This window comes from Microcoleus sp. AT8-A3 (assembly GCF_036705675.1).
Lineage (GTDB): Bacteria > Cyanobacteriota > Cyanobacteriia > Cyanobacteriales > Microcoleaceae > Microcoleus.
In genome coordinates this window covers 52747-73192 of sequence record NZ_JAUBVD010000006.1, presented here as the reverse complement: position 1 = coordinate 73192, position 20446 = coordinate 52747, and the positions used below count along the sequence as shown (strand labels likewise).

Annotated in this window: 21 protein-coding genes and 1 pseudogene; 10 read left to right on the top strand and 12 right to left on the bottom strand. The window is 44.5% G+C overall.

The features are described from left to right. Positions 1-394: 394 nt before the first annotated feature. The 6 genes from QUB51_RS05365 to QUB51_RS05340 form a co-directional block, all read right to left on the bottom strand. Entirely contained in the window at positions 395-1210 is an 816-nt protein-coding gene (locus QUB51_RS05365) for a segregation/condensation protein A (RefSeq protein ID WP_333053434.1), read from the bottom strand. Positions 1211-1297: 87 nt separating this feature from the next. After that, positions 1298-1687 carry a LapA family protein gene (locus QUB51_RS05360; RefSeq protein ID WP_333211675.1) on the bottom strand — a complete coding sequence of 130 codons (390 nt, stop codon included), beginning with the start codon at positions 1685-1687 and terminating at the stop codon, positions 1298-1300. 199 nt (positions 1688-1886) lie between these two features. Continuing rightward, complete coding sequence (locus tag QUB51_RS05355) at positions 1887-2711, bottom strand: DUF3153 domain-containing protein (protein ID WP_333053436.1); 825 nt, start codon at positions 2709-2711, stop codon at positions 1887-1889. 213 nt (positions 2712-2924) lie between these two features. After that, complete coding sequence (locus QUB51_RS05350; RefSeq protein WP_333260247.1) at positions 2925-4229, bottom strand: metallopeptidase TldD-related protein; 1305 nt, start codon at positions 4227-4229, stop codon at positions 2925-2927. Positions 4230-4575: 346 nt separating this feature from the next. Next, a complete protein-coding gene (locus tag QUB51_RS05345; protein WP_333260253.1) occupies positions 4576-4782 on the bottom strand; it encodes a hypothetical protein in 207 nt (68 codons plus the stop codon). Between the two features lie 75 nt (positions 4783-4857). Beyond that, positions 4858-6045 carry a transposase gene (locus tag QUB51_RS05340; RefSeq protein ID WP_333053440.1) on the bottom strand — a complete coding sequence of 396 codons (1188 nt, stop codon included), beginning with the start codon at positions 6043-6045 and terminating at the stop codon, positions 4858-4860. 52 nt (positions 6046-6097) lie between these two features. On the opposite strand from QUB51_RS05340, the gene tnpA reads away from it, so the two are divergent. After that, positions 6098-6496, top strand: coding sequence for an IS200/IS605 family transposase (gene tnpA / locus QUB51_RS05335; RefSeq protein WP_333053441.1), 399 nt, complete (start codon positions 6098-6100; stop codon positions 6494-6496). On the opposite strand, the gene QUB51_RS05330 is transcribed toward tnpA, so the two are convergent. The 3 genes from QUB51_RS05330 to QUB51_RS05320 all read right to left on the bottom strand — a co-directional run bounded on the left by QUB51_RS05330 (position 6493) and on the right by QUB51_RS05320 (position 7965). Further along, positions 6493-6858 carry a hypothetical protein gene (locus QUB51_RS05330; RefSeq protein WP_333053442.1) on the bottom strand — a complete coding sequence of 122 codons (366 nt, stop codon included), beginning with the start codon at positions 6856-6858 and terminating at the stop codon, positions 6493-6495. The genes tnpA and QUB51_RS05330 overlap by 4 nt on opposite strands. Positions 6859-7036: 178 nt before the next feature. Beyond that, complete coding sequence (locus QUB51_RS05325) at positions 7037-7558, bottom strand: tetratricopeptide repeat protein (RefSeq protein WP_333053443.1); 522 nt, start codon at positions 7556-7558, stop codon at positions 7037-7039. Between the two features lie 47 nt (positions 7559-7605). After that, on the bottom strand, positions 7606-7965 hold the full coding sequence (locus tag QUB51_RS05320; protein ID WP_333053444.1) for a single-stranded DNA-binding protein: 360 nt from the start codon (positions 7963-7965) through the stop codon (positions 7606-7608). Between the two features lie 330 nt (positions 7966-8295). On the opposite strand from QUB51_RS05320, the gene QUB51_RS05315 reads away from it, so the two are divergent. The 3 genes from QUB51_RS05315 (at position 8296) to mreD (ending at position 10760) form a co-directional block, all read left to right on the top strand. Beyond that, positions 8296-9303 carry a rod shape-determining protein gene (locus QUB51_RS05315; RefSeq protein WP_006632285.1) on the top strand — a complete coding sequence of 336 codons (1008 nt, stop codon included), beginning with the start codon at positions 8296-8298 and terminating at the stop codon, positions 9301-9303. An 87-nt stretch (positions 9304-9390) separates the two neighbouring features. Next, complete coding sequence (gene mreC / locus QUB51_RS05310; RefSeq protein WP_333053446.1) at positions 9391-10197, top strand: rod shape-determining protein MreC; 807 nt, start codon at positions 9391-9393, stop codon at positions 10195-10197. Next, entirely contained in the window at positions 10194-10760 is a 567-nt protein-coding gene (gene mreD, locus QUB51_RS05305) for a rod shape-determining protein MreD (protein ID WP_333053448.1), read from the top strand. Before mreC ends, mreD begins: the two co-directional genes overlap by 4 nt. A gap of 196 nt (positions 10761-10956) precedes the next feature. Here mreD and QUB51_RS05300 read toward each other — a convergent pair whose 3' ends face one another. After that, positions 10957-11748 carry an HAD family hydrolase gene (locus QUB51_RS05300; RefSeq protein WP_333053449.1) on the bottom strand — a complete coding sequence of 264 codons (792 nt, stop codon included), beginning with the start codon at positions 11746-11748 and terminating at the stop codon, positions 10957-10959. Between the two features lie 246 nt (positions 11749-11994). On the opposite strand from QUB51_RS05300, the gene argB reads away from it, so the two are divergent. The 5 genes and pseudogenes from argB to QUB51_RS05275 all read left to right on the top strand — a co-directional run bounded on the left by argB (position 11995) and on the right by QUB51_RS05275 (position 16108). Beyond that, positions 11995-12906 carry an acetylglutamate kinase gene (gene argB / locus QUB51_RS05295; RefSeq protein WP_333053450.1) on the top strand — a complete coding sequence of 304 codons (912 nt, stop codon included), beginning with the start codon at positions 11995-11997 and terminating at the stop codon, positions 12904-12906. A 235-nt stretch (positions 12907-13141) separates the two neighbouring features. After that, a complete protein-coding gene (locus QUB51_RS05290) occupies positions 13142-13333 on the top strand; it encodes a DUF4926 domain-containing protein (RefSeq protein ID WP_445243001.1) in 192 nt (63 codons plus the stop codon). A gap of 155 nt (positions 13334-13488) precedes the next feature. Beyond that, positions 13489-13734 carry a hypothetical protein gene (locus tag QUB51_RS05285; RefSeq protein WP_333053452.1) on the top strand — a complete coding sequence of 82 codons (246 nt, stop codon included), beginning with the start codon at positions 13489-13491 and terminating at the stop codon, positions 13732-13734. A 278-nt stretch (positions 13735-14012) separates the two neighbouring features. Then, positions 14013-15122 (top strand): annotated as a pseudogene (locus QUB51_RS05280) (IS630 family transposase). Positions 15123-15388: 266 nt separating this feature from the next. Next, positions 15389-16108 carry a PHP domain-containing protein gene (locus QUB51_RS05275; RefSeq protein ID WP_333209391.1) on the top strand — a complete coding sequence of 240 codons (720 nt, stop codon included), beginning with the start codon at positions 15389-15391 and terminating at the stop codon, positions 16106-16108. A 482-nt stretch (positions 16109-16590) separates the two neighbouring features. Here QUB51_RS05275 and QUB51_RS05270 read toward each other — a convergent pair whose 3' ends face one another. Beyond that, positions 16591-17757, bottom strand: coding sequence for a CO2 hydration protein (locus QUB51_RS05270; protein ID WP_333209389.1), 1167 nt, complete (start codon positions 17755-17757; stop codon positions 16591-16593). Between the two features lie 312 nt (positions 17758-18069). Next, positions 18070-19584 (bottom strand): NADH-quinone oxidoreductase subunit M, encoded by a 1515-nt coding sequence (locus QUB51_RS05265; protein ID WP_333209387.1) that lies wholly within the window; start codon positions 19582-19584, stop codon positions 18070-18072. 230 nt (positions 19585-19814) lie between these two features. On the opposite strand from QUB51_RS05265, the gene QUB51_RS05260 reads away from it, so the two are divergent. Then, positions 19815-20426, top strand: coding sequence for a Uma2 family endonuclease (locus QUB51_RS05260; RefSeq protein ID WP_333053456.1), 612 nt, complete (start codon positions 19815-19817; stop codon positions 20424-20426). The last annotated feature ends 20 nt before the right edge of the window (positions 20427-20446 follow it).

Below are 20446 nucleotides of genomic sequence, written 5' to 3'. Positions count from 1 at the left end.
CTCCTCTTTCGAGGGGTCTGGTCAGAACAGCTTGCAATTTCTTACAAGCTCAGTGGCTTTAGCCCTGAGTTCCTGACTCTTAACTTCCTCAACCCTCTGTTAACTGATATCAACTGAACAATTAGATGCTAGCGGTGGCGATCGTCGAATCGATCGAGCACAGCAAAATCCTGACCAGTTTATAGGCGACATCGTACCAGGCTATCAATCATTTATCCCCAATTTACCTAGATTTAAGAAACCAGGAATAGGGAATCACCAAGAACTTCGCACTGCCACTCTCCGCATTCGGGACTCAGCAACAGAATGCCATAGAGCGAGATTCTCCCTGGAATTTTAACCGACGCAGTGGCATAGTTATTAGTTTCGCCCGAGAACCTAATACCCTCTAAGCTCAAAGCGCGCGGATTTTGAGGTCTTGATAAAACTCCTCTTGAAGCAACTCTACTTTAGACTGAGCCGATAGTAGCAACAACGCCCAAAAAATACCTACGCGGTCATGATTTGGCAAGTGAACTTCCCCAGTGGATACCGGGTGTTCTGGGTTGACAGAGGAGTGCAAATCCTTATGATGCCAGAGCTCTAGCAAGTTGTCCAAGTCCAGCCAACCCTCGTCAATTTCCGCGCCCCGCTGAGCCAGAAACCGTTCGAGTTCACTAGCAGTTTCTACGAGATTTTCTTGGTGAGCTAGCTCAAAGATAGCCTGGGCCGCTTGCGATCGCATTTTTGAGGTAGGGCGGCGCCGGGGGGTAACTGTCTGCTGCTCCATTGCTGCTTTCATTAGCTGCAACTGCTCAATCAGTTCTGGGAGAGTCACCGGTCGTTTTTGCGGTAGTTGAGCTACACCGCGACGGCGCAATTGCCGCTCTAAATGCTGCGGCAAGTGTCGCCCGCCTGAGTGCTCTGCGTCTTCTACTGCAGGCTCGTCGGCGTCGGGATTCGCGGGGGGTTCTGAGAGGACGATACTTTCTGCTTTGAGCAAAACCAGCATTGAAGCGTACAAAAACGCTTGGCCGGAGTGGGACAAATCGGAGAAATCCTTACTCTGATCAGTATCGCAGGCGTTCGTAAGCTTGCTCAGACATCGATCGAACACTTCAATTACCTTAACGTCCCAAGGATCAATTTCTCCCCGTTCGGCGAGGTCAATTAAAATTGCGATCCCCTCGGAAATCGTTTCTAAACCATCTTGGTCTCGGGAAACGGCCATTCGATTTTAGATTTTAGATTTTAGATTTTAGATTTTAGATTTTAGATTTTAGATTTTGCCTCGGAGAAAACCAGAGAGCATATCAAATTAATTGGCGGTCATTTCAGCAGCTTTGGCCTCAATGGCTGCTATTTCTAAACTTATCGGTTCTGCACTTTCTAACAAAGGTTGTTGGCCTTCTACTTCGGCTTTATAGCGTTCAAGATTTTGTTCTAATTCCTGAATCCGCTGCTCTTTTTCGCGAACTTGGCGGAGTTGTTGGCGCGAGGCGAGGGTTCGCTGCATTCTCGACCACAGACTGAACAGCCACGCTAGTGTTGCCCCTAATCCTATCGCTACAATTAGTTCTACGCACAGCGGAGCTTTAACTTGGACGCCTTCGATAACTTGAATCACGACTGGCTGTGTATTTTCTATGCTGAATAATACTAGAGCCAAGCAAATCAGAAAGATGAAGAAGAAATTTAGCGATCGCATTTTCTCTGTTCCTAATTCTCAATTCAGGTTAAGCAAATTATTTACCATTTGTCAACTGTTTTTAGGCATATATTCTCAGTGTTTTTATAAAATCTAATCGGGTCAATTAACCATAATATCCGGGGAGGGGCGGGTTGATGGCAGCTCTGAGAGTTGATTGAAGAGATTGGTTAAGCCGCCCCTCTAGGACATATCCTCTTTAGGTTTGACCGATGTTTTGCGGTTTCTTGCCGATTCCCAGCCCTGGCAATATTTGATATTTCAAAGCAATGCCCGCCGCCACAAATAAGGCAATAATCAGCGCCCCAATTCCTACGGGACTGGGAATCCAGAATATCGCCTCCAAATAGTTAACTTCTCCGGGTTTGAGCTTCCAAACTAACTGTTTTCCTTGCTGATAGCTTTCGGGAACCAGCGCACCAGCGACTGTTTCAATACTTTCGGCGCCCCAAGGTGTGTTCAAGCTAAAGTCTAGCTCCAAAAGTCCCCCCGGACTCAGCAGCAGACTGCCATTAGAAGAAAGCAGTGAAAGAGAGCGCAAATCCAATTCCAAACTCAACCGATTTCTCAGCACCAATAACAAATTATTCTGCTTGACATTAAGGTGAGATTCAAACTTCGGCAAATCGGTTTCTAGCCGACTTGAAACCAGAGATTTTGTCGTTGGTGCGATCGGATTGTAAAATTGGTTGAACTTGTCTTGCAACTCGGATCCATTATTGAAAGGAATCGTCACTAGAACTTCTGTGGGGGAAACCCGTTTAGTTTTTCCGTCCAGCAACCTCACCCGGCGTTCTACGCTTTTCAACCATTCTGCAACAGTTTCGCTGCTGAAGCTCGTCAACCTTTCCCCTAGTTTAATGTGCTGCACGATTTCGCCGCGAGTTTGACTCTCAAAGTTGACCCCGACATCGTACTGAACGCATCCAGTCACTAGAGTTAAAAGGCAAAAAACCAAAGGTAAAAGAAAGAAAAAGTGCTTTTTCTTCTTCCCAGTTCCATCCTTGACATTTTGCTCTTTCATTATATATTTTTCCCTATTTTTACCTATTTGCATGAATTAGCAAAGCGTTGAATTGCCGACACTGTTTCTATGTTTGTTTAACTGGTTCCTAGGCTCTGCCTGGGAACCCATGTCCAGACGCTTTGCCTCGCAAGCTTTCATCCAAATTCGAGGCAGAGCCTCATCATCTGTATTACCAGGCAGAGCCTGGTAACGAGTAAAACCGCACTGAACTTATTGCCTCGAAGCTACACCCAACTGTTGAAACAGCATACTTGGCAAATAGGCTGCACCGCCTACCCATTCGGCTTCGCTACTTAAATCTGCCAAATTTTTAAAGGCTTCAAAAATGCTGCCTGCCACCATTGTATTCTTGACGCGACCCACAATTTTGCCTTTTTCTACTTTATAGCCTAAGTCCAAATTGACAGAAAATTCGCCAGCTAACTGATTGGACTGACCGGCACCTAAAACCTGTTCTACTATTAGACCTTCGTCCATGCTAGCAATCAAGTCTTGAGTGGCGGTATTTCCGGGGGAAATGCAAAAGTTAGTCAAATCAGGGCCGGGGCGAGACAATCCGCCACGAAAACCGTTGCCGGTTGATTGTACACCGGCGCGAGCGGCCCACCTGCGATCCCAATAAAATCCGGTGACAGTACCTTTGTCTATCAAGACTTTGCGGGTGGTGGGTGTACCTTCGTCGTCAAAGGGACAAGCAGAAGGGCCTAAAGTGGGGTCTTCAAAAAAGGTAAAGCGTTCGTCAAATAAGGTTTCGCCGATTTTGTCGGCTAGGGGAGAGGCTTTTTGAACTACTGCTTGGCCTGAAAGGATGGTATCAAAGAGGCCACCGAGGGTGCTAGCGGCGGCTCTGGGGGTAAATAATACTGGGTAGGAACCGCTGGTGATGCTGGCTGAATGTTCAGCGAGGCGGTATTTTTCGAGGAGTGATTCGAGGATGCTGTTGGTATCCAGGGGACGATCGCGCGCAACATCGTAACTGTATGCTTGCATAAAGTCTTCTCCCTTTACCAAATTTCCCGCGATCGTCCCGCTGACTATTTGGCTGCTTCTTTCGGCATACACGTCTCGCGTCGTGGCAATTTTGACGCGCCCGCTGCGGACGTGGAAGCCGACATCTACCATAATATCGGGATTGTAGGCGTGAACTTGCTCGATCAGGTTTTTGCCGTTTTCGACTAATTCTTGAGTTGTGGGCGGAGTGTAGGTGGTTTCCGGGCCTTTTAGGTGGAAGTCGGAGGCGAGTTCAAATTCTGCGGGGTCGCCGATTTCGGCTGTTTGAATGGCTGCATCTACTAAATCGTCTATCCGCGTTAAATCTGTGGAACTAGCAAAACCGATTTTGCCGTGCGAAATCAGCCGCAGTGCTACGCCTTGCAGTGCTTTGGTTTGCAGGGATTTGAGGCGATTGTTTTCAAATTCGATGGGGGTGTCTTGACTCGACAGGTAGTATACTTCAGCGGCATCCGCGCGTTGAGATGCCAATTTTAATATCTGTTCTATGGTTGAATCGCTCACAATAATCGCCTTTTTGGTTTGGTCTTTTCTTTATTTTAGCGATTTAGGGTGTTGCCAGAAACCGGGTTTTTTCCCAGAATATCGATACACCACCGAAAAGCTGCGAAAAACCCAGTTTCTTTAGTCGAAGTGCATCCATCAATCCCCAGCCATCTGCTGAACCATAGCAATAATTTCTCTCACTGTCTCCGCGTCGGGCGATCGCAAATGCTGTAAAATCTCCAAAGATTGCTGTAAATAATTCAACTTAGAAACCGGGTTTTTTGTGAATCTGCCGGCTACAGCGAAGTATTTCCATAAAAACCCGGTTTCTCGACACCCGCGCCTAAAACTGAAGAGCATTCCTCTATAATTGTAATTCACACTGTTTAAAAACATAGTTAACTGCTGCAAACAGTCGCTCTAAGTCCTGAATTGTATAGAAAATTTTATTTTGAGTAAACATTTCTAATTTCAGCTTGCCAAACTGCCACATTGCCCCATTAGAAACAATCCCAAAGATAGTTTGTTCCGGTTCATTGTTAAGTCGCTGCACGGCGATCATTTCTGCCAAACACTGCCCCCATCCTTCATCAAATGCGCTCTCTTTCTTGGCTTCAACTAATATGAAATAGGGCTTTTGAAATACTCACCGTGCTGAAGCAGCGGTGATTCTTGACGCTTCATCGGGTGATGCTACCGAAATAGTCTCACTCTCCCTCTGCGTCCGTTTAGAGTCGTGGCGATTCCCCATCCCGACTTTCTCTATATTCCTCGAAGCGTTTTGATCTCTATCCTGCTCAGTACCGCAACTAACACAAAGCACTGAACGAATAGACAAATCAATCTTGCCCCATTTAAAACCACAATCCGCACAAACTTGGCTAGTAGGTTCCCATCTACTAATTACTTGAAACTCTCTACCAAACTTTTCAGATTTAGCCTCACAGAGAGTCCTAAATTCTCGCCATCCTTGCTGACTAATTGCCCGTGAAAGTTTCCGGTTTTTTACCATTCCCGATACATTGAGGTCTTCCCAAATAATCACTTGGTTTTCCTTGACTACTTTAGTTGACAATTTGTGCAGGAAATCTTTCCGGGTATCGGCAATTTTATTGTGCAACTTAGCAATTTTAATTCGGGTTACGTTTCTCCTTTTAGAGTCTTTTGGTTGACGAGCTAATTGGCGCTGGAGTTTGCGAATTTTCCGGTCTAATTTTTGGTAGCTAGGGCTTTCAGCTTTTTCTCCATTGCTCATTGCTGCAAAAGTTTTTATTCCTAAATCAATTCCGATACTTTGGTTTTTGGCATCAGAGTGAACGGGTTGAACTTCTACTACAAAACTTAGGAAATAACGATTTGCACAATCTTTGATTACTGTGACTGAGCTAGCTTCAGATGGAAGTTCTCTTGACCAGATTGGCTTGACAATACCAATCTTGGCTAAATACACACCGCCATTCTTAAAAGAAAAGCCTCCAATCCGAAATCTGGCAGACTGGCTATTTGTTCTTTTCTTGAACTTAGGATAACCCACTTTACGACCCTTTCGCTTCCCTTTACAGGAATCGAAGAAGTTCTTGAAAGCTGTTTCTAAATCCGCTACAGACTGCTGTAGAGGGATATTAGAAACTTCGCTCAGCCAAACTCTTTCTTCGGTGTTTTTTGCTTGGGTTATTATGATTTTTTGCAGCTCAGATGAACTTGCCTTTTTTTCAGACTGCTTGCAGAGGGCTAGACTATCGTTCCAAACCACCCGGACGCAGCCAAACAGCCGAGCCAAGCTCTGCTTTTGTTCGGTCGTCGGATAAAATCTGTACTTGAATCTCGCCTTCATGGTTATATTGAATGTTGGTCTGTAGGTTTAATTATATATTGGTTGACAAGCAATGACAACAGTTTACCGTCGGGAACGCCATTCTGTTACAGAACTTAAAATATATTTGGTCTGTATAACAAAATATCGTCGGTCTGTATTCACGAGCGAAAGTCTTGATTTGATTGAAAAGTCGTTTCGAGATGTAGCCCAAAAAATGAACTTTCAAGTGCTAGAGTTCAACGGGGAAGCCGATCACGTTCATGCGCTGATCGAGTATCCGCCTAAATTATCTATTTCTCAAATAGTTAATGCACTCAAAGGTGTTTCTAGTCGTCGCTACGGACAGGCTGGATACAAAAAACCCCACAAAGAAGCTTTATGGAGTCCTAGTTATTTTGCGGTTTCCGTAGGTGGCGCACCTCTAGAAGTATTGAAGGAATACATTAGAAACCAAGAAAAGCCGTCCTAAAAGGACGGGGCTTGTATCCCAGTTTCTTGGTCAAAAACTACTGTGCCGAGGGGGGAGCGCTTCGCCAATATATAATCTGGAATTCCTGACAGATTATCATTATAGACTAAGGTTTGGTGACTCCAGAGGAGAAAATTACTGCGATAATTTTTCCAAACTTCTTTTAATACAGGATAAATGATATTTTCACAAATGGCGATTTCCGAGTTGTCAAATACTCCCTCATTGAAAATCAATTCTAATTCATTCCGAAAAACTTCGCTGACTGCAAATTCTGTTTCGACAATGAAATTCTCCCGTAGGCAATTAATTTGGAATTCTTTGGCGACCGCGCTGATACTTTTATAATTGCTAAAAGGCATTGCTTAACTTCTCTCAGGGCTTATGCAAGCAATGGTTTGATATCATCATGTCGGATCGATTGACTATAATATAGCGACCAGGGCGGGTTTTTGAGATTGTCAATTATTGGCGAGTATTGTTGGTGAACCCGCCCCTACCATATTGGGTAATCGACCGCATATGAAATTAAACAAATGATTAATAACTAAGAAATAATCCGCCTAAAATTAGCCCGATCGCAATTAACGCCACCCAGATAAACCTATTATCTTTCGTATTAACCTGACTCAAATCTACAGGCTCTGGTACGACTGGCTTGGGTTTAGCGTACTTGATATCAGCGTTCGGATTGGATTGAAAACTGATTGATTGATTTTCATCTAAAGCTGCCAAATCAGGGATTTTCACCATCCATTCAGGAGGGATAGTGAGTTTGGGAGCTTCGAGAATGAACAGCAAGCGCTTTGCTTGCTGGCGGGTTTCTTGGCGGGGATGGCGGGTGAGCTTGCGGCAAAGCTCGATCGCCTTTTCTGTATTGCCAGAGGCTTCGTAGGCTGTCACTAGCCACATCTGCACCTCACCGCCCAACCTGGAATTTCGATCGACTAAACCGGTAGCTGTTTCTAAACTCTGCACAGCTTGAGCATACCGGCCACTCTCAAAAGCTACTTGCCCAGCTTGGTACTCAGTTTGAACTATTTCTAACTTTTCTGAAGTCACGAGCACCCACCCAATTCACAAATATTACTTCCCAAATTCCCCAAACGCTAGAATTCGCTGTTGTGTTGCGACATACTGGATTCATTATCCCGTTTGGAACCCAGGAATTCTAACTGGTCTACTCTAATTACAGGCTTAGAGCGATTTGCTCCCGTATTCCGGTCTTGCCAGCGCTCGAACCTCAAAGAGCCTGTTACGCCAATTTGAGAGCCTTTGCGAACGTAGTCAGCAGCGACTTGCGCTGTTTTGCCCCAGATTTCCAGATTGAACCAGTCTGGTTGATCGCTGTTCTTGGTTCTGCGATTCACTGCCAGGGTCAACTTGCACAGAACTGTACCCGACTCAAAATACTTCACGTCCGGGTCGCCGCCGACGCGGCCTACTAAAGTTACAACATTAAGACTCATAAACTTTTTTTGGAATGTGGTCGATCGGTGATGTAGTTAAACAGTCCACACGCGCCTTAGCCTCCAAACTGAACTTGGAACAGCGCTTGTGAGGCTTCATCCTGATTGTACACCCAGTTAGGAGAACATATTGATGGTGGATGATTGGCAAGTCTGCGCTCAACCTGAGCTCGACAATGTACATTTCTGACTAGACTCAGGATGAAAAACGTAATAGAATCCACCTCGGTTACACTTTTGTAACAACATTATTGCACACAATAGTATTTTAGTTTTTGGGGGGGGTACGAATCAGTGGGTCTTCTCAATCGATTTTCGTTATCTAGAGATATGGGTATCGACCTCGGTACTGCTAACACGCTCGTTTATGTATCGGGCAAAGGTATTGTTCTGCAGGAACCTTCTGTAGTGGCGATCGACCAAGATTTAAAAATACCGCTGGCTGTTGGAGAAGAAGCCAAAAAAATGCTCGGCCGCACGCCAGGGAATGTCATAGCACTGCGCCCGCTTCGCGACGGGGTAATTGCAGACTTCGATACGGCAGAACTAATGCTCAAGACTTTTATCCGCAGGGTTCACGAAGGCCGAAGCTTAGTTTCGCCGCGGATAATTATTGGCATCCCCAGCGGTGTCACGGGAGTTGAGAGGCGTGCTGTCATTGAGGCGGCGACTCAGGCTGGTGCTAGAGAAGTACGGTTAATTGATGAACCCATCGCGGCGGCGATCGGGGCTGGACTGCCTGTTGCTGAGGCGACTGGCAATATGATTATAGATATAGGCGGAGGTACTACGGAAGTTGCGGTTTTGAGTTTGCAAGGTACGGTGATCAGTGAGTCTGTGCGGGTAGCCGGCGACGAACTCAATGAGGCGATCGTCCAATACATGAAAAAAGTTCACAATTTGGTCATCGGCGAACGCACTGCTGAAGAAATTAAGATTCAGGTTGGTTCTGCATATCCAACTCCAGAGGATGACGATGTAATGATGGAAGTGCGGGGCTTGCACTTACTGTCGGGTTTGCCGCGAACTGTTACTATCAAGGGCCCAGAAATTCGCGAAAGTATGTCGGAACCGCTTTCAGTAATTGTGGAAGCTGTCAAGCGTACATTGGAACGCACCCCGCCGGAATTAGCGGCAGATATTATTGACAGGGGAATTATGCTGGCTGGTGGTGGCGCGCTGATGAAAGGTTTAGATACTCTGATCAGTCACGAAACAGGAATTGTCACTCACGTGGCCGCCGATCCGCTGTGCTGCGTGGTTTTGGGAACTGGTAGAGTATTGGAAAACAAACAGTTGGAACGGGTTTTCAGCGGGCAGTCGTCGCGTAATATGTAGTTAACAAATTTGGGATTGTGGATTTAGAAATACGGCTGCAATCTCAAATCTAAAATCCTGACTTAACAATTTTAGATTAGTGAAATTATGCTAAAAAATACATTCCGAAAGTGGTGGGATCTGCGGCTGCAAATAGCTCTTTTAGGTTTAGCTGTAACTGCCGCTTGGGGAGTTCGACAAACACAAGGTGCGGCAGTATTTGAAGTTTACAATTGGGTGACTCGTCCGTTTCACGCCAACGGCTCTGGACAAGAGGAACTCATCTCGGCGCGAACTCAAGAATTGCAAGCCCAACTATTAGAAGCAGAGACTCAAAATCAAAAGCTAAAAGAGCTTTTAGGTTACGTTTCTGCTAAGAAACCTAAAGGGATTGTAGCTCCTATTGTTGGTCGCAGCGCCGACCACTGGTGGCAGCAAGTAACCTTGGGGCGCGGCAGTAATGATGGCATTAAAACAGATTTTACTGTGATGAGTCCCGGCGGTTTAGTAGGCAGAGTAGTCAGCGTTACTCCTAATACTAGCTTGGTGCTGTTAGTCAGCGACGCTACGAGTCAATTGGGTGTGGGAATTACCCGCAGTCGTCACATGGGTTTTATGCGCGGGAAAGGCGGAAATCAGGCGGTGATGGAGTTTTTTGAGAATGTTCCCAATGTCAAGCCTGGGGATGTGGTTTCAACTTCTTCTTACAGTCAGTTGTTCCCTCCTGGTTTGCCGGTGGGAAAAGTGGTTTCGGTGGATATGAATAAAACTCCGGCTCCAGAGGCTGTGGTTGAGTTTTCTGCACCGATGAATGCTCTGGAGTGGGCGGTGGTTTACCCCCACTCTAAGCAAGCCGAACCGAAGGATTCGCAGAGTCAATCTTCTGCACCATCTGAGGGAGCACAGCAACAATGAAAGCTTTATCTCGGATGTCTTCGCGATCGCGCCCATTTCTTAACTTCGCAGTTACATTTCTATCTGTGATGCTGTGCATACTGATATTGCCCACTCGGATGCCGGGAATGGAATTGTTGGGAATTGGGCCTAACTGGCTGTTAATTTGGTTGGTAGCTTGGAGTATTAAGCGGAAACGTACAGTTTGGGGAGCCGCTAGCATGGGCTTGGTTTTGGGGTTCCTTCAAGATGCGATGACGGCTCCTCATCCCAGCCACGCTGTCAGTCTAGTTGTTGTAGGAGTCTTAACAGTTGTTTTGCAGAAAACCTGGTCGATTCCGGTAGATATTGTTGAGAGAGATCCGATTCCGATCGCGTTAATTGTGTTTGGGATGGCGGTGGTAGCGGAAACGGTGATGGGACTGCAATTTTTTTCTATGGGCGATCGGGCTTTACTGGAAATTTGGAGCTATCACCAGCGAGTGGCTTTGTGTTCTGCTATTCTTAGCAGTCTTTGGGCTCCGGTGATTTATTTTCCGCTCAATCGCTTGTGGGAAATGACCAGGAATTTAGAAAAATCTTAGTCAGTCATCAGTCATTAGTCATTAGTCATCAGTCATCAGTCATCAGTCATTAGTCATTAGTCATCAGTCATTAGTCATTAGTCATTCGTTAACAGTCATTAGTCATTCGTTAACAGTCAACAGTCAACAGTCATTAGTCATTCGTTAACAGTTAACCGTTAACAGTCAACAGTCATTAGTCATTCGTTAACTGTAGTCATTCTACTATTACTTGTTGCGCCGAACCTAATAAGTGATGAACGGCAATAATCAAATCGCTGAGAATGAAATTAGGCTGGTGCTTTTGCAGTTGATAGCGGCTGCGAATTCCGCAGGTAACGGCAATTGTAGGTATTCCCAATGCTTTTCCTGCGAGGATGTCTGCTTCTGTATCTCCGATCATCCAAGCCGAACCCAGCGATGACTCAAATTCTTGTGCCACTTCAGCCAACAATTCAGTTTTTAAGGCTGTATAGTTGTGATAGGCCGCATCCGCCATCTGAGTTCCGCGAATGCTGGTAAACAGTCTGGCTAAACCGTAATTTTGTAACAGTTGAACGGCTTGATTTCTCGGCCGCAGGGTGACTAAAATCAGCCGCACGCCGCGGGAGTGCAGAAGTCCGATCGCCCATTGCACTCCCGGCTGGATGCGATCTAAGTGCAACAAGTCTGGCTGATTGACAATTTGACTGACGCATCCTAAAAAAACGTTAATTTCTTCTCCCGACAAGCCGGAACTTTTGGCTATTTCAGCATCGGGCACGCGGTTTTGCTTCATTTGCCAAAATTGCTGTTTGCTGAGGATTTGAAGGTTGAGGTTGATTCCCCGATCGAGATAAGCTGCTTGAGTATCGGCCAATCCCTGTTGATAGGTGGCATAGTAGCGATCGGAAACATCGACTATGGGCCCGTCTAAATCGCAAAATACCGTCATCCGGGGGGACGAGTCAGCCTCTGATGGTAGGTTGTACTGAAGGTTTTCCGAGTCTTGGGCGACAGCAGTTAACATAAAACGTTAAGTAAATCTAGGGAGTTATACATTTCTTGACTGTAGCAAAAAATGTATAAGTTATAATACATAAATTTTAATGCTTTTATTAAAAAAACCTATGAATTTTTTGAAGATTGGGATCAATAAGGGCGATCGAGCCTGCGCGTCGATAAAATTCAGAGAAAAAGTGATTTTTGTGGCTGTTAATATGTGCTTTAGCCATTAAAGTTTAGAATTAAGTTTTTAGTCTTCTGTAATTTACCCATGCTCAAACAAAGCGATTTTGTTAGGAATTCGGACACTAATCGAGTAGAGGTGCTGTCCGAAGCACTGCCTTACATTCAACACTTTGCCGGTCGCACCATAGTTGTCAAATATGGCGGTGCGGCGATGAAAGATAGCAATCTCAAAGACAAGGTGGTTCGGGATATTGTGCTGCTAGCTTGCGTGGGGATGCGTCCGGTTGTGGTTCACGGCGGCGGCCCGGAAATTAATATTTGGCTCGAAAAATTAGGAATTGAGCCGCAATTTAAGGATGGTTTGCGGGTGACTGATGCGGCGACAATGGAAGTTGTAGAAATGGTTTTGGTGGGTAAAGTAAATAAGGAAATTGTTTCGTTAATCAACCAAGCCGGCGGCAAAGCAGTGGGATTGTGCGGCAAGGATGCCAACCTGATTCAAGCTCGTCCAGATGGGCGGGAAGGAATTGGGTTTGTGGGTGAAGTCAGCGGCGTGAAAATCCAGATTTTGGAATCTTTGGTGAACAGCGGATATATTCCGGTGGTGTCGAGCGTGGCCGCCGATGAAAACGGTCAATCTTACAACATTAATGCTGACACGGTAGCTGGGGAAATTGCCGCTGGTTTGGGAGCGGAAAAGTTGATTTTGATGACAGATACTGCGGGCATTTTAGAGGATTATCACAAACCAGAGAGTCTGATTGCTAAGTTAGATATTCAGGAAGCGAGACAGTTGGTTGAGTCGGGAGTTGTGTCTGGGGGCATGATTCCCAAAGTTAACTGTTGTGTGCGGAGTTTGGCTCAGGGTGTGAAGGGTGCTCACATTATTGATGGTCGAATTCCTCATGCTTTGCTGCAAGAAATATTTACCGATGCGGGGATTGGGTCGATGATTGTGGCTTCTGAGTTTAGCAGCGCGAACTTAAGGCCTAAGTAAGGGGTAAATCCTAGCGTGGGGAGGGCGGGTGCGTGAAATGGGTAAACTCGCTGCGATCGCGTATATCCTAACTAAACCTGCCCCTAAAAACCTTGAGAAGGTACTTCTAGGAAATTACTTCAACTACTTCTAACCGTTGTTGGATTTCAGCTTTTCTTAAACTACGATCAAACACTTTAGAGTTTTGGATTCTGTTGCGATTCTCAAGCCGATTGCCAATACGCGATTAGCGCTAGTGGAACCAGAATACGCATCTATTTCTAGTTTACCAGTTGGACTTGTGGGAACTATTGTTGAAGTGTATGATACGGGAAAGGAATGTCAGTATTTAGTGGAGTTTGCTGATAGTCAAGGGAGTGAATATGCTATGGCTATGTTGAAAGCTGATGAAATTTTTGTTCTGCAATATGAACTTGCAGTTGCTTAGTAATGTGAGGACAATAGAAGGTAAGGATTCAGGTCAAAAAAGACTTAAGTATCAAAAGCTGGTAAAATAAACGAATGAAAAAGCCCGCAGCCACCAGACAGAAAGAAAAAATCCAAATCGAGCAGTTGAGCCAAGCTGAACTGGTATAACTCGTAATGGGGCTGCAAAAAATAATTGAAGAATTGCAAGAAAAACTAGCCATTGCTACGGGAAAAAGTCGAACCACCAGTCAGGCTTCTTCGATTCCTCCATCACACGATAGAAGTGGGAGTAGGAGCACTCCAAAAGACCAATCAACGAGTAGCAGCAGCGGTAAAGCCAGCTATAAATGCACTGTGGAAATGGGCGTGCAATCAAATGTTCATGTAGATGAAACGCTAAGAGTGTTTGATGGGGGTTAAAGAAGGGCTATGGACGGCTAGTGGAGAGGGATTCTGTTTATTCCATTCCGCGGATACTTTTGTGACGTGTGGAACTAGAAACCATGCTGGGTACAGAATTTGCTGGGGTCTTAAGCTCAGATGATTTCAGCGTTTATAATGGTGGCACAATCACAGCTCAACAGAAGTGTCTAAGCTGTTGTGCATTTAAAACGCATATTGGTATAATATAACATAATGATATTCAGAAAAAGTGAATGCCTGCTAAAAACTTTCTCAGTTCCGAGACAAAGTAAACTCTGCAACAAGCATTAAAAGACCATGAGCATCCAGACATTCGACAAAGAGCGTTAATATTTTTATTACTAAACAACGGAAATACACAAGCTCAGACTGCTGAACTAATTGGATGTTCTCTCATAAAAGTTGCCTACGGTCGCATTCATGGTCATCCTGATAATTTAGACAGTTTTAAAGATAATAGGATGAAGGGTAATTACCGAAAAGCCACATAAAAATACATTGATTTACTTTTAGAAACAGTTGAAATAGAGCCTGAGAAATATGGTTATGAGTTCGGAATATGGACAACAGCTAGACTTGCAATACATCTAGGAGAGCAGACAGGAATAGAGCTGAGTAGTACCCAATTTAGGAGGATTTTAAACTCAAAAAAGTATGTTTTCTTTTCGGCTAAATCTAGCTTAGAGTCTAAGCAATATACGGTATAAAGGGGGTTGATTTAAAAATAAATTAGCGGAGTATTTAAAAATAGAAAAGTAATATCCAAACCTTTTGCAGGTATGGTTTTAGAACGATAGTGCATTTAGTTTAAGGGTGATTAGAAGGAAGAACTGGTGTATAAAAGTAACTCGAAGTAACATTCATAGGAGAGCGACGAAAAAGTCGTATTAATGTTATGGGTGGAGTAAGATATTAAGATAAAAAAAACGGGTATATTTTATTCCATCTGGGAATTATGCTAATTTTTATGCAGTGCTGAAAAAATTTTATGAAGATTTAAAAGCCGAGTGGATATTGCAAGTAAATTTAGCGGAAGACTTTCAAGATAAAGGCTGTAAGTTTGTGATATTTTTGGACAACGCTAGTTTTCATATAAAAGCAGAGACTTTGCAGAAAATAGCGTCATAAATGCCGAATCTAATCATAGAGTTTTTGCCAAAATATAGCCCGGACTATAACGTAGTTGAATTAGTATGGCATTCCGCCAAGGAATATGTTGCTAATAGATTATTTGAATTGAAAAACTAGAATCACTGTTACATAAACTTTTAAATGAGGGCGGGCTAAGAGTGCCCAACCCTACTCCCTACAAGAAAATTTACTCTTTGTGGAAGAGGCCGGAAAGCTTGTTGTTAAGAATGATGCAATATTGTGGGAGTAATTGATATCTGCTGGCATTTTCCCCAAACCTGTAGAGGCGAGTTTTACCAACTATAAATTGCCTAAAATCAATAATCTCATAAACCCGCCCCCACCCGACGATAAAATGCTGGATAGAGAATTGTGCAAGATGTGCGAGTGAATTGATATCTTGTGCCGAACGCCACAATCAGCCAGATGTTTCAATCCTACAGCCGACTATTGCCACAGGTGCAACATATGAATTTATTAGATATATTAAACAAAGCTAGTTTTTTCTATAATAACGCTTATGGCTGTCAATTTCGCTACGTCCCCCGCTTCTAGTCTCAAACCAGAAGCCCAGAATATCTCAGCACTCAAACAAGTCTTCCAGACAATTGATGCCGATAGCTGTCCGGGTTCCTATAATTTTCATATGCACACAGTCTACTCTGACGGGCGATTGCAGCCAGAGAAATTGATGGAACAAGCCATAGCCCGCGGTCTCAAGGGCTTAGCTATCACCGACCACCACAGCACCGAAGGCTACGTTAAAGCTCAAATTTGGCTGGATAATTGGAAATTAAACCATCCTGACAAAAATAGTGAAGCACCTAGTCTCTGGACAGGCGCTGAAATTAATGCCGAATTGCTCAACAATGAGGTACACATTCTCTGTTACGCCTTCGATCCGCAAAATCCCAGTCTCAAACCTTACTTGCGAGGTAAAAGTACAGAAGGCACCTATTGTTATTCAGCAGCCAGGGTAATTGAAGCTATTCATGAAGCAGGAGGTTTAGCAGTTCTAGCACATCCTTGCCGGTATCGATCGACTGCAGATAAACTAATCCCAGAAGCAGCCAGTTGCGGCATTGACGGTGTAGAAATTTACTATGCTTACGGTAATCCAAATCCTTGGAAACCGAGTCCCAAACAAACTGCTTTAGTCAAAGATTTAGCAGAAACTTATGGTTTGCTGGGAACTTGTGGCACGGACTCTCACGGCCTGAGTCTTTTAGTCCGAATCTAAATAGTTCGGAAATAAGAAGTGCTTTATCCTGTCCTTGCCAGTCTAAGCGTTAGCGGATATATCTCTTATGAAAGCAATCACCATGAGCCGAAAACAAACAGTTGATCAGGTCAATCGATTTTAGATTTTAGATTTTAGATTTTAGATTGACTGCACGGATAAATACGTTCGGCAAGTTTCATTTGATACAGGTTTTTTATTTCTGGACGGATGAATCACGTGGCGGGTATCCTGGATGCTTGATTGTCATATTAGGTGCGCTAAAATGACTATAAAATTGTTTGGTAGTGAGGACTTCAGTCCTCATAAAAGTCTGTGGACTGAAGTTTTTACTACTTGCCTGATAACGGCTATTTTACGGGACGTGAGATAATTGCGATCGCCAGAATGAGCTTTCGGTATCCAAAAGTAAGCAATTGCTTTCTTCAGGTAATATTCTTGCAACTCCGAGAGACATTGCGCCCTAAAAACCAGTCGCCCTTCTACCGTTCGGGGAACAACTGACAGGCCCTGTTCGTTGGCTGATTTGCCCACTCCAAGCGAGAATTTCCAAATCGATCCATCCAACCTTCCAAATAAGCGCGATTAGCCTTTTTTTCCTCTGGATCGGAGGTATTCATGGGATGAGGTGCTAAACCAAAAATAGTCGCCGTCGTCACGCAAAACATCGACTTCTGAAAACTTTGGCAAATTTGCACCCGCAGATCATCTTCACCCCGACAGCTAGTGCGATAAACTGCGTGCAAATACTCCGGCAAATAATGCCGCATATCTTGCATCAATTGAGTTGGCGGAATCCCTGCACCTCCAATAGGTAATGGATCAGCAAACAAAGCCCCGTAGGCAAAATCTTTTTGTTTTTCCGGGATTTGATGGGCTTGAGCGTTGTAGGAAACTGTGCCAAAAAAAGCTGTGCCCCGAAAGAAAACAGCCTCTACATAAGGCACCGCTACATCTGGTAAAAATGTCAAGTTAGCCGAGGCCGGAATGATATCGTAGACTTGACTGTGAATCTTGACGCTGTAGGTAATCGGTAGGCTGGCGGCGGCGACTAAACCGGCTTTGACAAAATCAACTACATCAGAAATAGACTTAGTTTCCCCTCGATCGTAGGAATCAGATAAGTCCATAAACAAATCGCTCATTACCCGCCAAAACTGACCGAGACCGGTGTAGTAAGCCAGCATCCGCACTTGTTCCGGCAAAAAATTAGGAAAGGTTTTGTTTAGTCCCTGCATGAAAAAATTGCCTTTCAATTTAGCAGCGATCGCCTTTTCGACCAAACTGCTAAATTCCGGGGAATCCAAATAACTGTCCAAACCGCCGCCGCCGTGCCAAAGCATTGTTCTCATGCAATACTCAGCATACTCAAAATTTATGCGATCGTGCCACAAATAGCGAATTAATTTCGGCAGAGTCACATCTCCGTTGAAATATTTAAAAAACGGAAAAAGCACTAAAAACTGTTCTTCTGCAATATAGTTGAGATTGCGAGAATAGGCATCTAAAACAATAGCATAACTTTTCAGTACGCCGACAACTTCAACTACATTTTCCGTAGATTCAGGCAGTAAAGCTTTGCCTGATTCCAAGATGTCAATGTATGCGGATAGGGGATGGGAAGATGGTTTTAATACGGTACTTGTCATTTTTATTTAACCTTAATTGAAGGAAGGCACGACACGGATTTGAACACGGATACACTGATGAATGGAATAGGTAGGGACACGGCAGTGCCGTGTCCCTACAGCAGTCTGCTGTATTTTATGGGATTGAAAACTGCCATAGGACTAAAGTCCGATGCTACTGATATCTTGCACCATTCTCAATTAGCCCTAGGGGCGGGTTCGCCAACAGCCTTAAAGCTTGCAAATAGGTTATATAAGCCCGCCCGACCCCACGAAAAATCCTCTTATTGATATTGCTGCAAGATGTCAGATGCTACAAACTTAGGTCATATTTTATTTCAAGTTTTGAGCAATCACTTTAACTTGGGGTGGCACATTAGCAACCATTCCGATCGCAGTTTTTTCGCTCAAAGCAACTAAAACTCCCGGCTGCACTCCCATGATGGCAATAATTATTGCTAAAACCAGCGAAGGAATGCGATCGTCCCAGCGGACTTGCGGCAAATTTACCACCACATCAGAAAGGCGGCCGAAAAAGGCGCGGTTGACCATAATTAAAAAGTAAACTGAAGTTAAACCAGTGCCAATCATGCAGAGCAAAGTTTGCAGGGGAAACACTGGCAAACTGCCCCGAAATATCAAAAATTCAGCAATAAATCCAGCCAAACCAGGAATGCCGGCACTAGCCATCACGCCGAGGATCATTAAACTGCCAATCATCGGCAAACCGCGATCGGGATTGAACAAACCTTTGAGCACATCGATGTTGCGGGTGCCGGATTTTTTGTAAATAACGCCGACACTCAAAAATAGCAGCCCTGAAATTAAACCGTGGCTAACCATTTGCAAAACTGTTCCCAGCATACTAATCGGAGTAGCTGCGGCGCTAGCTAACAAAATGTAGCCCATGTGAGCGATCGAACTGTAAGCTACAATTTTTTTCATATCTTTTTGGGCGATCGCGCAACTCGCCCCGTAAAGCACGCTTACCACCGCCCAACTCGCCAACCAAGGTGCCGCCACCGCCCACGCATCTGGAAACAAACCCAAACCAAAACGCAGCATCCCATAAGTTCCCAGCTTCAAAAGCACCCCCGCCAGCAGCACCGAAACCGGCGTCGAAGCTTCTACGTGAGCATCCGGCAGCCAAGTATGAAAAGGCACCAAAGGCATCTTAATTCCAAAAGCCAGCAACACCCCTGCCAGCAAAACAATTTGCCTTACCAAAGGCAATGGCAATCCTCCTTGTAAATGCGATGCGCCCGCTGCACCAACCATATCGAAACTCGAAGCACCGCTAAGCCAACCAGTACCCAAGAAAGCAGCCAGGAGCACAATTCCCGAAAATGCAGTATAGATTAAAAACTTAGTAGCAGCATAACCCCGGCGCTCGCCTCCCCAAATCGCAATTAACAGGTAAAGCGGAATCAATTCTACCTCAAAAAACAGGAAAAACAGCAGCAAATTTTGAGATAAAAAAGCCCCTGTTACGCCGCCGGTAATTAACAAAATCAAAGAATAATAAAGTCGAGGTCTGCGGATCGACTCATCCGTAGCGTAAATAGCTATTCCTGTCAGCAGAGTATTTAAAATTACCAAAGGCAGAGCCAAACCATCAACACCGAGATTGTAATTCAATCCCAAAACATCTATCCAAGGAATGAATTCCGCAAACTGCAACTGACTGGTACTGGCATCAAACTGAACTGCCAAAATCACCGAGAGAATAAAAGTTATACCCGCAATGGCGATCGCTACATTCCGAACTATTTTAGAACTCACTGAACCAGGCCAGATCCCAATCAGGGCAGCGGCCAACATAGGTATCCAGATTAAAGCACTGAGCATCAATTAAAACTTTCCTTTATTACGCAGTTTTTAGAGATATAGCAATCCTAAATCATTTGTGAATTTCTTACTCCCTCCCCAAGGCATCGGGGAGGGTTGGGGTGGGGTAAAAAAATTACGACTCCTGCAAGGATTGGTATATATTTAACATTAACGCAAAGCAACTGCATAAAAAAGCGATCGGCCCATTTTCTTGTTAACATAGATTCAAATGTGTCTGGAATCCTCCTATGACCTCAAGTCTTACAGATCGAGAAGATTTGCAAATTAAATCCGGTTCTCCTTCCACCCGCCTCACCGTTGCCGACTTGGAACAACTGCAAGGTATACTCTCGGAAGCGCATCTAGACTACCAATTAGAACTCGTAGACGGGAAGATTATCCTTATGGGCCCATCAGACATTGTATCGAGCGAAATTGGGGCAGAGTTAGTCAGACTTTTACTAAACTGGGTCAAACCCCGCAAACTTGGACGAGTGTTTGAGTCCAGTGGCGGGTTTATTCTCCCCAATTCAAATCTTACAGCACCCGATGTTTCGTTTGTAACCGCCGATCGCCTCAAACAAAGTAAAAGGTATTTTGCCGAACTCGTTCCCGACTTAGTTGTAGAAATCAAATCTCAGTCCGATCGCCTCAAACCCCTGCGAGAAAAAATTTTATCATTTATCGAACTAGGAGCCAAAGTAGGAATATTAATCGACCCTGACAAGCGCACAATAACAATTTACACTCCCCAAGCAGATCCAGTGGTATTGAGAGACGGCGACATGATTTCAATTCCCGAACTTTTGCCCGGTTGGGAAGTTCCAGTGATCGAATTGTGGCCGATCGAGTTTGAATAAAAGTAGATAAAAAAGCAGAC